The organism is Streptomyces venezuelae (genome assembly GCF_008642335.1).
GTDB lineage: Bacteria > Actinomycetota > Actinomycetes > Streptomycetales > Streptomycetaceae > Streptomyces > Streptomyces venezuelae_F.
On the sequence record NZ_CP029191.1, the window covers coordinates 7,409,797 to 7,425,358 of the forward strand.

The window sequence follows — 15,562 nt, forward strand, 5'->3', positions numbered from 1 at the left end:
GCCCCCCACTCGCACCGCACCCAGCAACCCCCGGGAGACCTCTCATGCATGACGACCGCACCCTGGTCGAAGCCCGCCTCAAGCGCGTCCTGGACGAGCGCATCAGGCCCGCCGTCCACCCCGCCTCCGTACCCCTCGACGTCGCCGTGTGGAACGCCCCCGGCGAACCCGTGCCGGTCGCCGAAGGGCTCGCCGCAGAGCCCGTGCCTACAGCGGTCGGCGAGAAGTGGGGCGCGCCCTGGGGGACCAGCTGGTTCCGGGTGACCGGGACCGTGCCACAGGAGTGGGCGGGCAAGCACGTGGAGGCCATCCTCGACCTCGGCTTCGACGAGAACATGCCCGGCTTCCAGTGCGAAGGTCTCGTCTACCGCCCCGACGGCACCCCGGTGAAGGGCCTCAACCCGCGCAACCAGTGGGTCCGGATCGCCGCTCCCGCCGAGGGCGGCGAAGAGGTGCGGCTGCACATCGAGGCCGCGTCCAACCCCGTCATCCTCGACTACCACCCCTTCCTGCCCACCCGGCTCGGCGACAAGGAGACGGCGGGCAGCGAGCCCCAGTACAAGCTGGAGCGCATGGACCTCGCCGTCTTCGACGAGACCGTGTGGCAGCTCGTCATCGACCTCGAAGTCCTCGGTGAGCTGATGCAGGAACTGCCTGCCGACTCCGGGCGGCGCTACGACATCGTGCGCGCCGTCGGCCGCGCCCTCGACGCCGTCGATCTCCAGGACGTGAACGGCTCGGCCGCCGCGGCCCGCGCCGAACTGGAGAAGGTGCTCGCCACCCCCGCCGAGCCCTCCGCGCACCGCATCAGCGCCGTCGGCCACGCCCACATCGACTCGGCGTGGCTGTGGCCGCTGCGCGAGACGGTGCGGAAGGTGGCGCGTACGACGTCGAACATGACCGCGCTCATCGAGGACGAGCCGGACTTCGTCTTCGCCATGTCGCAGGCGCAGCAGTGGGCGTGGATCAAGGAGCACCGCCCCGAGGTGTGGGCGAAGGTCAAGAAGGCCGTCGCCGACGGCCGGTTCGTGCCCGCGGGCGGCATGTGGGTCGAGTCGGACACCAACATGCCGGGCTCGGAGGCCATGGCCCGTCAGTTCGTGCACGGCAAGCGGTTCTTCCTCGACGAGTTCGGCGTCGAGAACGACGAGGCGTGGCTGCCCGACACCTTCGGCTTCGCCGCCGGGCTCCCGCAGATCATCAAGGCGGCCGGCTCCAAGTGGCTGCTCACGCAGAAGATCTCGTGGTCGCAGACGAACCGCTTCCCGCACCACACCTTCAACTGGGAGGGCATCGACGGCACCCGGATCTTCACGCACTTCCCGCCCGTCGACACGTACAACTGCTCGATGAAGGGCAGCGAGATCGCCCACGCGGCGAAGAACTTCAAGGACAAGGGTGTCGCCCGGCACTCCCTCGCGCCGACCGGCTGGGGCGACGGCGGTGGCGGCACGACGCGCGAGATGATCGCCAAGGCGGCCCGCCTCCGTGACCTGGAGGGTTCGGCGACCGTCGAGTGGGAGACGCCCGCCGCCTTCTTCGAGAAAGCCGAGGCCGAGTACCCCAACGCCCCCGTCTGGGTCGGCGAGCTCTACCTCGAACTGCACCGCGCCACCCTCACCAGCCAGGCGGGCACCAAGCAGGGCAACCGCCGCAGCGAGCACCTCCTCCGCGAGGCGGAGCTGTGGGCCGCGACGGCGGCGGTGCGCGGCGACTTCGCGTACCCCTACGAGCAGTTGGACCGCATCTGGAAGACGGTCCTGCTCCACCAGTTCCACGACATCCTGCCCGGCTCGTCCATCGCCTGGGTGCACCGCGAGGCCCGCGCGACCTATGCGGCGCTCGCCCAGGAGCTGAACGGCATCATCGACAAGGCGCAGCGCGCGCTCGCGGGGGAGGGCACGGGCTCGCTCGTCTTCAACTCCACCCCGCACAGCCGCGACGGTGTGCCCGCGGGCGGTGCGCGGCCCGCGACGGCCGACGGCACCGCGGCGATCGCCACGCGTGCCGACGGCGGCTACGTCCTCGACAACGGGCTGCTGCGCGTGGAGATCGACGGGCGCGGCCTGGTCGTCTCCGCGTACGACCTGGCGGCCGACCGCGAGACCGTCGCGCCGGGCCGGGCGGCGAACCTGCCCCAGATCCACGCCGACTTCCCGAACATGTGGGATGCGTGGGACGTCGACGAGTTCTACCGCAACACGGTGACCGACCTCGTGGACGCGGACGAGGTGACCGCGGGCGAGGGCGCGTCCGTGCGGATCGTGCGCACCTTCGGCGACTCACGCCTCACGCAGGTGCTCACGCTCGCGCCCGGTGACCGGCGTCTCGACATCGACACCGAGGTCGACTGGCACGAGACGGAGAAGTTCCTCAAGCTCGCCTTCCCGCTGGACATCCACGCGGAGCGGTACGCGTCGGAGACCCAGTTCGGGCACTTCTACCGCGCCACGCACACCAACACGAGCTGGGAGGCCGCCAAGTTCGAGGCGTGCAACCACCGCTTCGTGCACATCGAGGAGCCGGGCTGGGGCGTCGCGCTGGTCAACGACTCGACGTACGGGCACGACGTGACCCGCACGGTCCGCGCCGAGGACTCCGGCACGACCACGACGGTCCGCGTCTCGCTCCTGCGCGCCCCGCGCTTCCCCGACCCGGAGACGGATCAGGGCGTCCACCGCTTCCGGCACGCCCTGGTGCCGGGCGCGGCGATCGGCGACGCGGTGCGCGAGGGCTACCGCGTCAACCTGCCCGAGCGCACGGTCACCGGGGGCGCCGAGGTGGCGCCGCTGGTGACGGTCGACAACGACGCGGTGGTCGTGACCGCGGTCAAGCTCGCCGACGACGGCAGCGGTGACGTGGTCGTCCGCTTCCACGAGGCCCACGGCGGGCGGGCGAAGGCCAGGCTCACCACGGGGTTCGCGGCGGGTTCGGTCGACGTGACCGACCTGCTGGAGCGGCCGCTCGACGGGGTGCCGGCGCCCGAGCTCGCGGGCGACGCGGTGTCGGTGACGCTGCGCCCGTTCGAACTGGTGACGCTGCGGTTCACGCGGGGCTGAGGCCCCGGGGCTCCTCAACCGTCGGTCCGCAGCCATACGCGCAGCGGGCCGACGGGCTCGAACCCGTGGCGCAGGGCGGCCGCGAGGTCGTCGCCGTGTTCGTACCCCACGACGGGCACGCCTGGCCAGAGCCGGTCCGCGGCCTCCAGGCAGGAACGCCACGCGGCGTCCAGGTCGTCGTCGGCGGCGAAGAGGTTGGAGACGCCGATGGCTCCAGCACCGGGGTACGCGATGGCGCCCGCGGGGAAGGGGTGCGTGTCCGCGGTGACGGGGTCTGTGCCCGCGGGCGCCAGGAAGACCGCTCCGTCGTCGAGCAGCGCGGGCCGGAACAGTCCCTCGCTCTCACCGTCGCCGCTCCACGCTGCCTCCCACGCGGGCAGGCGTTCGGCGCCCACGACCGGCTCCCAGCCACCGGCACGCGGCGGTGCGGGTTCCGTCGCCGGGCGGTGGATCCACTGCGCCTCGAACAGCACCTCGAAGCCGGCCGCTGAAAGGTCCAGCGTGCCGAAACTGTCCTTGACGGAGGCGCCGGGGGAGGAGAGGTCGATGCGGGGGAGTACGTCGTCGGGCGTCGCCGTCGGCGAGAGCGTCACGGCGTCGGGATACATCGGGGGAGTGCGCAGAGCACTCGCCCACACGCCTCCTTCCACGGTGCCGCCCACTCCGTGGGAGCGACAGACGGCGTCGCACCAGGCGGCGTTGTTGGCTACGGCCGCGGTCAGGGACGGGGTGGCGCGCGAGTCGGTGATCACGCCGGCATGCTGTCAGGACCGGCCCGTGCGCGTCGCCTGCTTTTCTCTCGGCCGCCTCACCGCGCGTCACCCCTCCACCTGCGCCCGCAGCCACTCCTCCACCTCGCCCACGTGCGCCGCCGCCGCGGCGCGGGCCGCCTCCGGGTCCCGAGCGACGAGCGCACGGTGGATGCGGGTGTGCTCGCGGCGGGTGCGTTCGAAGGCACCCTCCTCCTGGTAGCCGCGCCAGACCCGGGCGCGGAACGTCCGTGAGGACAGGCCCTCCAGGATCGCGGCCATCGTGTCGTTGCCCGCGGCGAGGGCGATCGTGCGGTGGAACGCCAGGTCGTGGGAGAGGATCTCCTCCGGGTCGTCCGTGGCGTTCATCGCCTCCAAGTGCTTTTCGACATCGGCCAGTTGGCCGGAAGTGATGCGGGCGGCCGCCAGTGCCGTGGCGGTGGACTCCAGCACCCGGCGGACCTCCAGGAGCTCGACGAGGCGTGCTCCCCGGGACAGGTCCGCGACCACCCCGAAGGTCTCCAGGAGGTCGCCGGCCTCCAACTGGGTGACATAGATGCCGGAGCCGTGCCGCGCCTCGAGCACTCCGAGCACCGTCAGCGCCCGGATGGCCTCGCGCATCGAACTGCGCGAGATGCCCAGCCGCACCGCCAAGTCCCGTTCCGTGGGCAGACGTTGGCCCGGTTCGAGCCTGCCCTCGCCGATCATCGCCTTGATCTGCTCGATGGCCCGCTGCGTCACGGTGCCCTTCTGCGGGGCGGACTGCTCTGGCTGGTCCACGTAACGCTCCTCCACTGGCCGGGGTCGCCGCAGTCTAGCCAGAGATGTGGTCCGACCACTATGGCCGGAAACCGGGGAAAGTCGGCGACGAGGGGTGTTGGGGGCGGCAAGTGGTCTGATAAATATTCGCGTCAGCAGGTCCCCCCTCGTTCCCCCATCGATGAGGAGTCCGCAGATGGCCAGCCGGAAACTGCGCAGCAAACCGAGCAACAGGCCGAACAGAAAGGGGACTTCGCGAGCAGTGCGCGTCGCGGCCGCCACCGCCTGCGCGGCCCTCGTGCTCGCCGCGTGCGGCAGTACGACGGACACCGCGTCGCCCGGCGCGGGGGGCGGCGGCGAGGGCAAGGTCGGTGTGGTCCTGCCGCTGCTGACCTCGCCGTTCTGGCAGTCGTACAACGACTATGTGCCGAAGATGGCGAAGTCCGAGGACGTCGACGCGATGAAGACCGTCAACTCCAACAGCGACCCCTCGCAGCAGATCACCGACATCAACAACCAGCTCAATCAGGGCGTGAAGGGCCTCGTCGTCGCGCCGCTCGACAGTGCCGCGATCGCCGCCGGGCTCGATCAGGCCGAGCGCAAGGGCGTGCCCGTGGTCGCCGTCGACGTCGCCCCCGAGAAGGGCGAGGTCGCGATGGTCGTGCGGGCGAACAACGTCGCGTACGGGGAGAAGGCCTGCGACTATCTCGGGGAGAAGGTCAGGACCGGCAAGGTCGTGCAGATCATGGGCGACCTGGCCTCCGTCAACGGGCGCGAGCGCTCCAAGGCCTTCCGGGACTGCGTCAAGAAGAAGCACCCGAGGCTGAAGGTCCTGGAGATCCCCGCCAAGTGGGAGTCCGACACGGCCGCCGCCAAGCTGGACACCCTGCTGGGCTCCCACCCCGACATCAAGGGGATTTACATGCAGGCCGGCGGCGTGTACCTCGCGCCCACCCTGCAGACCCTCAAGTCCAAGGGGATGCTGAAGGAGGCGGGGGAGAAGGGGCACATCACCGTCGTCTCCAACGACGGCATCCCGCAGGAGTTCGACGCGATCCGCAAGGGCCGGATCGACGCGACGGTCTCGCAGCCCGCCGACGCCTACGCCAAGTACGGCATGTACTACATCAGGGCGGCGATGAACGGGAAGAAGTTCGAGCCCGGTCCGACCGACCACGGATCCGAGATCGTGGAGCTGCCGAGCGGCATCCTGGAGGACCAGCTGCCCGCCCCCCTGGTCACCAAGGAGAACGTCGACGACTCCGAGCTGTGGGGCAACACGGTCACATGACGACGACCGAGCCCCCCATGGGCCTGACCGGCGCGACCCCGCTCGTCGAGGCGTCCGGCATCGTGAAGCGGTACGGACCCACCGTCGCCCTCCAGGACGGCCGACTGACCGTCCTGCCCGGCGAGTCCCACGCCCTCGTCGGGCGCAACGGCGCGGGCAAGTCCACCCTCGTCACCGTCCTCACCGGACTCCAGGCCCCCGACGCGGGCACCGTCCGCTTCGACGGCGAACCCGCGCCACCGCTCGGCGACCGCGACGCATGGCGCCGCAGAGTCGCCTGCGTCTACCAGAAACCCACCGTCGTCCCCGAACTGACCGTCGCCGAGAACCTCTTCATCAACCGGCAGCCCGCGGGCCGCGGCGGTCTCATCAGCTGGCGCAGACTGCGGAGCGAGGCAGCGGACGTCCTGGCACAGTGGGACGTACACGTCGAACCCGACGCACGCACCGCCGACCTCAAGGTCGAGGACCGCCAAATGGTCGAGATCGCGCGGGCGTTGAGCTTCGGGGCCCGCTTCATCGTCCTCGACGAGCCGACCGCTCAGCTCGACAACCAGGAGATCGAGCGGCTCTTCACGCGCATGCGCGCCCTCCAGGAGTCCGGCGTCACGTTCCTGTTCATCTCGCACCACCTCCAGGAGGTGTACGAGGTGTGCCAGACCGTCACCGTCCTGCGCGACGCCCGCTGGATCACCAGCGCCCCCGTCGCCGACCTGCCGCGCGGCGCCCTCGTGGCGGCCATGGCGGGCGAGGTCATCGCCGAGAAGGCCGACGCCGGGCAAGCCGTGGCCCGCGCGGGAGTGCCGGCCGACGCCCCCGTGCTGCTCGACGTGCGGGGGCTCACCAGCGAGTCGTACACCGGCATCGACCTCACCGTGCGCGAGGGCGAGGTCGTCGGGCTCGCCGGATCCAGCGGCAGCGGCAAGATCAACCTCGCGGAGAGCTTCGCCGGACTGCACGCACCGACCGCCGGAACCGCCACGCTCGACGGGCGGCCCCTGCCCTTCGGCGACGTGGCCGCGGCCCTGCGCGCCGGGGTCGGCTGCGTCCCGCGCGACCGGCACGGCCAGGGCCTCGTCCTCGGCATGAGCATCGGTGACAACGCCACGATGAGCGTCCTCGACCGCCTCGGCCGCTACGGGTTCATCGGCACCGACACCAGGCGCCGCTTCGCCGACGACCTCATCGACCGCCTCGACATCCACGCCGAAGGCCCCGACCAGCCCGTCTCCGACCTCTCCGGCGGCAACGCCCAGAAGGTCGTCATGGCCCGCGCCCTGGCCTCCGACCCACGTCTGCTCGTCCTCATCAACCCGACCGCGGGCGTCGACGTGAAGTCCAAGGAGTCCCTGCTCGCCCGTGTCGACAGCGCCCGCGACGACGGCACGGCCGTCCTCGTGGTCTCCGACGAACTGGACGACCTGCGCCGCTGCGACCGCGTCCTGGTCCTGTTCCACGGCCGCGTCGTGGCGGAACACGAGGCGGGCTTCGCGGACCACGACTTGATCGCGTCGATCGAGGGCGTGAGCGGCACGGGCCCCGAAAGGGGCACGGGGAACCGCGTGACCGGCCACAACGGGCCTGCAGCCGAAGACCAAGGAGACCACCATGGCTGATCTCAAGGCCGCGCCCGCAGAAGCCGTCCCCGCACCGAGCCGTACCGCCGAAGCCCGCGCCGTAAAAGGCATCGTCCTGCGTCGCGCTCGCGAACTCGCCCTGCTTCCGGCGCTGTTGCTGCTCACGCTGCTGGGAGCCCTGCTCAACGACTCGTTCCTGACCGAGCGGAACCTCATCTCCATCCTCGGCGCGTCCGCCGCGCTCGCCATGGTCGTCCTCGCCGAGTCCCTCGTCCTCATCACCGGCAAGTTCGACCTCTCCCTGGAGTCGGTCGTCGGCATCGCGCCCGCCGTCGGCGCGCTGCTCGTCCTGCCCGCCGCCCAGGCCGGCTTCGGCACGGACCTGCCCGCCGCCGTCGGGATCCTCGCCATCGTGCTGGTCGGCGCGGCCATTGGCGCCTTCAACGGCGTCCTTGTGGTGAAGCTCGGACTCAACGCGTTCATCGTGACGCTCGCCATGCTGATCGTGCTGCGCGGCCTCCTCGTCGGCGCCACCGAGGGCAAGACCCTCTTCGGCATGCCCGACGCCTTCTACACCCTCGCCACCACCACCTTCCTGAGCATCCCCCTGTCGGTGTGGCTCGCGGGCGCCGCCTTCGGCATCGCGGGCTTCGTCCTCAAGTACCACCGCGTGGGCCGCGCCCTGTACGCGATCGGCGGTAACCCGGACGCCGCGCGCGCCGCGGGCATCCGCGTCGACCGGGTCATGCTCGGCGTGTTCGTCGTCGCCGGGGCCCTCGCCGCGGTCGGCGGCCTCATGCAGACCGGGTACGTCGGCGCCATCAACGCCAACCAGGGCCAGAACATGATCTTCACGGTGTTCGCCGCCGCCGTCATCGGAGGCATCGGTCTCGACGGCGGCAAGGGCACCATGTTCGGAGCCCTCACCGGCGTGCTGCTCCTCGGCGTCGTACAGAACCTGCTGACCCTCGCGCAGGTGCCGTCCTTCTGGATCCAGGCCATCTACGGCGGAATCATCCTCGTCGCCCTGATGATCGCCCGCGTCACCACTGGCCGCGTACAGGACTAAGAGCCTGTGTCATACCCCCTTCCGGAGAGGCCCCCTGTGTCCCCGACGCCCGCCCGCATCACCGCGGTAGACACCTACGACATACGGTTCCCCACCTCGCGGGAGCTGGCCGGCTCCGACGCGATGAACCCGGACCCCGACTACTCCGCCGCCTACGTGGTACTGCGCACCGACGCCGACGACGGCCTGGAGGGGCACGGCTTCACCTTCACCATCGGGCGCGGCAACGACGTCCAGGTCGCCGCGATCCACTCCCTGCGCCACCACGTGATCGGCCGCCCGGTCGACGACGTCTGTGCCGACCCCGGCACCCTCAACCGTGACCTCGTCGGCGACAGCCAGCTGCGCTGGCTCGGCCCGGAGAAGGGCGTGATGCACATGGCCGTCGGCGCGGTCGTCAACGCGGTCTGGGACCTCGCCGCCAAGCGTGCCCGCAAGCCCCTGTGGCGGCTGCTCGCCGACGCCACGCCCGAGTGGCTCGTCTCCCAGGTCGACTTCCGGTACATCGCCGACGCCCTCACCCCGCAGGACGCCCTCGACCTGCTCCAAGCCGGCCGTACGGGCGCGGCGGACCGGACCGCCGCCCTCCTGGAGGGGGGCTTCCCCGGCTACACCACCTCGCCCGGCTGGCTCGGCTACAGCGACGAGAAACTCACCCGCCTCGCCCGGCAGGCCGTCGCCGACGGCTTCACACAGATCAAACTGAAGGTCGGCGCCGACCTCGCCGACGACATCCGCCGCTGCCGCACCGCGCGCGCCGCCATCGGACCCGACATCCGCATCGCCGTCGACGCCAACCAGCGCTGGAACGTCGACGAAGCCGTCCAATGGACGCGCGCGCTCGCCGAGTTCGACCCCTACTGGGTCGAAGAACCCACCAGCCCGGACGACGTACTCGGCCACGCCGCGATCCGCGCGGCCGTCGCACCGGTCAAGGTCGCCACCGGCGAACACGTACAGAACCGCATCGTCTTCAAACAGCTCCTCCAGGCCGATGCCATCGACATCCTCCAGATCGACGCGGCACGCGTCGGCGGAGTCAACGAGAACCTCGCGATCCTGCTGCTCGCCGCCAAGTTCGGCGTCCCCGTCTGCCCGCACGCGGGGGGCGTCGGACTCTGCGAACTCGTCCAGCACCTGTCGATGTTCGACTACGTGGCACTCGCCGGGACCATGGAGAACCGCGTCATCGAGTACGTCGACCACCTCCACGAGCACTTCACCGACCCCGTCGTGCTGCACGCCGGCCACTACACCGCCCCGGCCGCGCCCGGCTTCTCGGCGACGATGCGCGCCGAGTCGATCGCCGAATTCACCTACCCGGGCGGCACGTTCTGGGCCGCGGACCTCGGCCGGCCGGAGCATGCGCAGGGCGCCCCCGCACACGACCACCTGACACGGGACAAGGGAGCAGCCGCATGACCGACTTCCAAGGCCTCAAGGCCCTCGTCACCGGCGGGGCCTCCGGCATCGGCCGGTCCACCGCCGAGCTCCTCGCCGCCCGCGGCGCCGACGTCGCCGTCCTCGACCTCGACCCGGGAGGCGTCGACAAACCCCTGCGCGCCTACGCGGCCGACGTCACCGACGACACGGCCGTCCGGGACGCCGTCGCCGCTGCCGCCGCCGACCTCGGCGGACTCGACGTCCTGGTCAACAACGCGGGCATCGGCGCCCAGGGCACCGTCGAGGACAACGACGACGCCCAGTGGCACGCCGTCCTGGACGTCAACGTCCTGGGGATCGTCCGCACCACCCGCGCCGCCCTGCCCCACCTGCGCCTCTCCGCCGACGCGGCGATCGTCAACACCTGCTCCATAGCCGCGACCGCGGGCCTCCCGCAACGCGCCCTGTACTCGGCGTCGAAGGGCGCGGTGCTCTCCCTCACCCTCGCCATGGCCGCCGACCACGTGCGTGACGGGGTGCGCGTCAACTGCGTCAACCCCGGCACCGTCGACACCCCGTGGATCGGCCGGCTCCTGGCCGCCGCCCCCGACCCCGCCGCCGAGCGGGCCGCCCTGGAAGCCCGACAGCCCACCGGGCGGCTCGTCACCGCCGACGAAGTCGCGGGCGCCATCGCCTACTTGGCGAGCCCCCTGTCCGGCGCCACCACCGGCACCGCACTCGCCGTCGACGGCGGCATGCAGGGCCTGCGACCGCGGCCGGTGCAGCGGTGAGCGGCCTGGCGCGGCGCCCCCTCGGCTCCGGTGGCGTCGAGGTGACCGAGCTGTCCTTCGGTGCCGCCGGCATCGGCAACCTCTACGCGCCGATCACCGACGCGCAGGCGACCACCGCACTCGACCACGCCTGGAACGCGGGCATCCGCTATTTCGACACCGCCCCGCACTACGGTCTCGGCCTGTCCGAGCGCAGGCTGGGCGAGGCGCTGCGGGGGCGGGACCGCTCCTCGTACGTCATCTCCACGAAGGTCGGCCGGATCCTGGAGCCCGCGAACCTCCCCGGCGACGACCTCGCCGACGGCGGCTTCGCCGTGCCGCGGACGCACCGCAGGATCTGGGACTTCAGCGCGGACGGCGTGCGCCGCTCCATCGAGTCGAGCCTCACCCGGCTCGGCACCGACCGCGTCGACGTCGTCTTCCTGCACGACCCCGACCACCACGAGGAGGAGGCCTTCCGCGAGGGCTACCCCGCCCTGGAGAAACTGCGCTCCGAAGGCATGGTCGGCGCGATAGGCGCGGGCATGAACCAGGCGGAGATGCTCACCCGCTTCGTCCGCGACACGGACGTCGACGCCGTGCTCTGCGCCGGCCGCTACACCCTCCTCGACCACCAGGCACTCGCCGAGCTGCTGCCCGCCGCCAACGAGCGCGGCGCCTCGATCGTCATCGGCGGCGTCTTCAACTCCGGACTCCTCGCCGACCCCAAGCCGGGCGCCCGCTTCGACTACGTGGAGGCGCCACCGCACCTGCTGGCCCGCGCCCGCGCGCTGCGCACGCTCGCCGAGCGGCACGGCACGACGCTCCGCGCCGCCGCCCTGGCCTTCCCCTTCGGCCACTCCGCCGTCGCCAGCGTGCTCGTCGGCATCCGCGCGCCGGAACAGGTCACCGACGCGGCCGAGCAGTTCGCGGCCGAGGTGCCGGACGACTTCTGGCGGGAGGCGAGGGAGACCGGGTTGCTGCCCGCGCACGTACCGGTACCCGCAGCGGCCCGGACAGACATATCGCCGGGCGTACGGGGAAGGGACCGGCTGTGAGAGTCGCGCCGCACACCGAGGTCCGCGCCGACCGCGGCACCGACCTCTTCCACGTCGTCCACGACCACTCGGCCGCGGGTCCGGACGTGGGCCTGCCCGTCGTAGGGGAGCTGCCGTGACAGAGACCGAGCCGCTTCTCGTCGACGCCCACCACCACGTGTGGGACCTCTCCGTGCGGGACCAGAACTGGATCGCTGGGGACGCCCTGGCCCCGATCCGCAGGAACTTCTCCCTCGCCGACCTCGTACCCGAGGCCCGCGCGGCCGGGGTCGGCGCCACGCTCGTCGTCCAGACGGTCACCGTCCCCGAGGAGACACCGGAACTCCTGGCGCTCGCCGATGCCGACGACCTCGTCGCGGGCGTCGTCGGCTGGACGGACCTCACGCGCCCCGACATCGCGGACGCCCTGGCCGGCCTGCGTGAACTCCCGGGCGGACAGCACCTGGTGGGCATCCGGCACCAGGTGCAGGCCGAGCCGGACCCCGAGTGGCTGCTGCGCCCGGACGTCCGGTGGGGTCTCACCGCCATGGCCGCGGCGGGACTCGCCTACGACCTTGTGGTCCTGCCCCACCAGCTGCCCGCCTGCGCCAAGGTGGCGGCGGACATGCCGGAACTCACGTTCGTGCTGGACCACTTGGGAAAGCCTCCCATCGCGTGCGGAGCCCTCGAACCCTGGGCGTCGACCATTCGCGTGCTCGCCGGCCGCCCCAACGTCGTGTGCAAGCTCTCCGGCATGGTCACCGAGGCCGACCATGAGACCTGGACGGTCGACGACTTGCGGCCGTACGCGGACACGGTCCTCAAGGCCTTCGGACCCCGGCGTGTGATGTACGGCTCCGACTGGCCCGTCAGCACGCTCGCGGCGACCTACGCGGAAGTCCTCGTCACCGCAGGGTTGTTGACGTCCGACCTCAGCACCTCTGAGCGTCAAGAGGTCTTCGGCGGCACCGCACGGCGCGTCTACTCGCTCTGAGCGGCTACTCGCTCCGAGCCGGCGGAGCCAGCCGCGTCGGTCCCAGGAACTCCCGGACGTACGTGCGCTCCCAGCACGCGCCCGTCTCGCGCAGCTCGCGCCAGGTCGTGTACCGGTAGCGGTACAGCCTGGCGCGGATGTACACGGGCGGGGAGCCGGGCGGGAACGGTGAGCTCCGCAGCAGCCGCAGGGTGTCGCGGTCGTCGTCCAGCAGGCGTTCCACCAGCGGGCCGAACCAGGAGCGCGCGTACGCGGGGGACAGCCCGGCGAACCACATCATCCAGTCGAGGCGCAGGTGGTAGGGCGCGAACTGGCGCGGCCAGCGGTGTATGTCGCCGGGCTTGCCCTTGAACTCGTAGGCCCGCCAGTCGGAGTCCTCGCGGGGCACGGTGTCCGCCGTGCCCTCGATGACGATCTCCTGGCGCACCCGGTTGACGCTGCCGAACGCGCCGTACGCGTTGACGAGGTGCAGTGGGTCGAACGAGCGGTTCATGACCTGCCGCCGGGACAGCAGATTGCGCACGGGCCGGTAGCTCATGGCCAGGAGCAGTACGGCCACGGCGGTGACCACCACCTCGTACCAGACGGGCGGGCCCGCGACGTCAGGTGCCGTGTGCCAGCGGGACAGGTCGAGGGCGGCGACCGCGAGCACGACGGTGATCCAGTTCAGCCAGGAGAAGTTGCCGGACAGGACCAGCCAGAGCTGGGTCACGATCATCAGGCAGGCCGCTCCCGTCGCCACCGGCTGGGGCGTGAACAGCAGAAACGGCACGACGAGTTGGGTGACGTGGTTGGCCGCGACCTCCACTCGGTGCACCGGTTTGGGCAGGTGGTGGAAGAACCAGCTCAGCGGCCCCGGCATCGGCTGTGTCTCGTGGTGGAAGTCCAGGCAGGTGAGCTCGCGCCAGCACGCGTCGCCGCGCATCTTGATCAGCCCGGCGCCGAACTCCACGCGGAAGAGCACCCACCGCAGCAGGAAGAGCACGAGGACCGGCGGCGCGACCCGGTCGTTGCCGAGGAAGACCGCGAGGAAGCCCACTTCGAGGAGCAGCGACTCCCAGCCGAAGCCGTACCAGGTCTGCCCCACGTTGACGATGGAGAGATACAGCGCCCAGGGCACCAGCCACAGCAGCATCGCGCCCCACAGGGGCAGGAGGTTGTCCACGCCGGCGAGCAACGCCACCGCGACCGCGCACCCCGCCCACGCGCACAGCGCGAAGAGCCGGTCCGAGAAGCGCAGCTGGAACAGGCTGGGGGCGGCGCGGAACGGCACCCGCTCGACGTACTTCGGCACCGGCAGCATCCCGCGCTCCCCGATGAGCGCCCGGAACTGCAGGGCGGCCCCGAGGAAGGCCATCACGTAGAGCACGGCCAGAGCCCGCTGGAAGATCAGCCGACTCAGCCAGTACGCGTCCGCCGTGAACCACTGCACGGGTCCATTGTGCTGCCGACCAGGGTATTCCGTACGCCGACCGGGCCGTACGCCAGACGCCGACCGGGCCGCACACCCGGCTCGACCCGGCTTGCGGGCCCTCGGGAACCCCCGCAGACAATGGCGGAACACCCCCCCGTGAGCGGGGGCACACTGCACGGCAACGGCGGGAGAACCGGTGCGCACATCCACCAGGACCCACGCGGTCGCCCTCGCGATATCCGCGGCCCTAGCGGTAGCGGGCGCGGCGGGCTGTTCGGGCGACGGCGACAAGAAGACAGCCGACGGCGGCAGCGAACTGTTCATGCAGCCGGTCGCCGCCCAGGGCCCCGACCCGTTCACCGAGTCCACCGCGCAGACCGACGCCTCCCCGCCGCCCGTCACCCGTTCGCCGCAACCCTCGCCCACCGGATCGGCCACCCCGCAGGGCACCCGCTCCATCCCGGGCGGGACACCGGGGCTGTACGGCGGCACCCACAACGTGGGCAGCTGCGACGTCGACCGGCAGGTGCGCTTCCTCACCGCCGACCACGCGAAGGCCCGCGCGTTCGCGCAGGCGTCCGGCATCGACGTGGCCGCCGTACCGGACTATCTGCGGGGGCTGACCCCTGTCGTGCTGCGGGCCGACACGCGCGTCACCAACCACGGCTACCGCGGCGGCTCGCCCACGAGCTACCAGTCCGTCCTGCAGACGGGCACGGCCGTCCTCGTCGACGACCGCGGCCTGCCGCGGGTGCGCTGCGCGTGCGGGAACCCGCTGAAGCCGCCGGTCGCGTTCAAGAGCTCGCCCCGGCACAACGGGCAGGCGTGGAGCGGCTATCAGCCGACGCGGGTCGTCGTGGTCACCCCGGCGCCGCGGCCGATCGTCGAGATCACCATCGTGAACATCGTCAACAATACCTGGATCGAGCGGAAGATCGGCGACGGGAAGGCACACCACGACCGTCCGACCAAGCCGCCCACCCCCACCCCCACACCGACCCCCACGACGCCGAGCCCCACGTCCCCCACGCCGTCGAGCCCGACACCCACGGACCCGGACGAGACCACCCCGGACGAGACCGGGACCGGGACCGAGCCCGACGAGACGAGCCCCGACGAGACCGGGTCCGGGCAGACCGATCCGGACGAGACCAGTCCCGACGAGACCAGTCCCGACGAGACGAGCCCGGACGAGACGGGCCCCGACGGAACAAGTCCCGGCGAAACCAGCCCCGACGAGGACGCCGGCGATTCCCCGACCGGCTGCCCCACCGGGACGGGCACGCCCTCGCGCCCCGCGTCGCCGATCCCGCCCGGCTGCCCCTCACCGGTGCTGCCGTCGTAGACGGCAGGGAGCCATACCGGTCAGACGGCGGGTGAGAGGGCCATGCGGAACGCGCCAATCGTTCCCGGGCCCTCTCGTCGCTGTCGCCCCTGCCGCCACGGACGTCCATTCCCCG

General features: G+C 71.6%; 13 protein-coding genes. 10 read left to right on the plus strand and 3 right to left on the minus strand.

What is annotated here, in order from left to right; all coding sequences use genetic code 11:
* Positions 1-44 precede the first annotated feature (44 nt).
* Complete coding sequence (locus DEJ49_RS32885; RefSeq protein ID WP_150187468.1) at positions 45-3,059, plus strand: alpha-mannosidase; 3,015 nt, start codon at positions 45-47, stop codon at positions 3,057-3,059.
* A 14-nt stretch (positions 3,060-3,073) separates the two neighbouring features.
* Here the strand turns inward: DEJ49_RS32885 and DEJ49_RS32890 are convergent, their stop codons facing one another.
* Both DEJ49_RS32890 and DEJ49_RS32895 read right to left on the minus strand, forming a co-directional pair.
* Complete coding sequence (locus DEJ49_RS32890) at positions 3,074-3,811, minus strand: hypothetical protein (protein WP_317850476.1); 738 nt, start codon at positions 3,809-3,811, stop codon at positions 3,074-3,076.
* A gap of 66 nt (positions 3,812-3,877) precedes the next feature.
* Positions 3,878-4,588 carry a FadR/GntR family transcriptional regulator gene (locus DEJ49_RS32895; protein ID WP_150187469.1) on the minus strand — a complete coding sequence of 237 codons (711 nt, stop codon included), beginning with the start codon at positions 4,586-4,588 and terminating at the stop codon, positions 3,878-3,880.
* A gap of 241 nt (positions 4,589-4,829) precedes the next feature.
* Here DEJ49_RS32895 and DEJ49_RS32900 point away from each other — a divergent pair, with 241 nt between their 5' ends.
* Genes DEJ49_RS32900 through DEJ49_RS32930 form a run of 8 tightly spaced genes read left to right on the plus strand, consistent with a single transcriptional unit; the run spans position 4,830 to position 12,688 of the window.
* Positions 4,830-5,858, plus strand: a complete 1,029-nt coding sequence (locus tag DEJ49_RS32900) for a sugar ABC transporter substrate-binding protein (RefSeq protein ID WP_411757218.1) — start codon at positions 4,830-4,832, stop codon at positions 5,856-5,858.
* Positions 5,855-7,474, plus strand: coding sequence for a sugar ABC transporter ATP-binding protein (locus tag DEJ49_RS32905; protein WP_150187471.1), 1,620 nt, complete (start codon positions 5,855-5,857; stop codon positions 7,472-7,474). Before DEJ49_RS32900 ends, DEJ49_RS32905 begins: the two co-directional genes overlap by 4 nt.
* Positions 7,467-8,504 carry an ABC transporter permease gene (locus tag DEJ49_RS32910; RefSeq protein WP_150187472.1) on the plus strand — a complete coding sequence of 346 codons (1,038 nt, stop codon included), beginning with the start codon at positions 7,467-7,469 and terminating at the stop codon, positions 8,502-8,504. Before DEJ49_RS32905 ends, DEJ49_RS32910 begins: the two co-directional genes overlap by 8 nt.
* Before the next feature lie 36 nt (positions 8,505-8,540).
* Positions 8,541-9,926, plus strand: a complete 1,386-nt coding sequence (locus tag DEJ49_RS32915; RefSeq protein WP_150187473.1) for an L-fuconate dehydratase — start codon at positions 8,541-8,543, stop codon at positions 9,924-9,926.
* Positions 9,923-10,678: an SDR family NAD(P)-dependent oxidoreductase gene (locus DEJ49_RS32920; protein WP_150187474.1), complete on the plus strand. Its 756-nt coding sequence runs from the start codon at positions 9,923-9,925 to the stop codon at positions 10,676-10,678. Before DEJ49_RS32915 ends, DEJ49_RS32920 begins: the two co-directional genes overlap by 4 nt.
* Positions 10,675-11,715, plus strand: coding sequence for an aldo/keto reductase (locus DEJ49_RS32925; protein WP_150187475.1), 1,041 nt, complete (start codon positions 10,675-10,677; stop codon positions 11,713-11,715). The genes DEJ49_RS32920 and DEJ49_RS32925 overlap by 4 nt, the downstream gene beginning before the upstream one ends.
* A complete protein-coding gene (locus DEJ49_RS36810) occupies positions 11,712-11,834 on the plus strand; it encodes a hypothetical protein (RefSeq protein ID WP_263398819.1) in 123 nt (40 codons plus the stop codon). The genes DEJ49_RS32925 and DEJ49_RS36810 overlap by 4 nt, the downstream gene beginning before the upstream one ends.
* A complete protein-coding gene (locus DEJ49_RS32930) occupies positions 11,831-12,688 on the plus strand; it encodes an amidohydrolase family protein (protein ID WP_150187476.1) in 858 nt (285 codons plus the stop codon). Before DEJ49_RS36810 ends, DEJ49_RS32930 begins: the two co-directional genes overlap by 4 nt.
* A gap of 4 nt (positions 12,689-12,692) precedes the next feature.
* Here the strand turns inward: DEJ49_RS32930 and DEJ49_RS32935 are convergent, their stop codons facing one another.
* Entirely contained in the window at positions 12,693-14,120 is a 1,428-nt protein-coding gene (locus tag DEJ49_RS32935; RefSeq protein WP_150187477.1) for a lipase maturation factor family protein, read from the minus strand.
* A gap of 178 nt (positions 14,121-14,298) precedes the next feature.
* Between DEJ49_RS32935 and DEJ49_RS32940 the strand changes: the two genes are divergently transcribed.
* Positions 14,299-15,447, plus strand: coding sequence for a DUF6777 domain-containing protein (locus tag DEJ49_RS32940; RefSeq protein ID WP_150187478.1), 1,149 nt, complete (start codon positions 14,299-14,301; stop codon positions 15,445-15,447).
* The last annotated feature ends 115 nt before the right edge of the window (positions 15,448-15,562 follow it).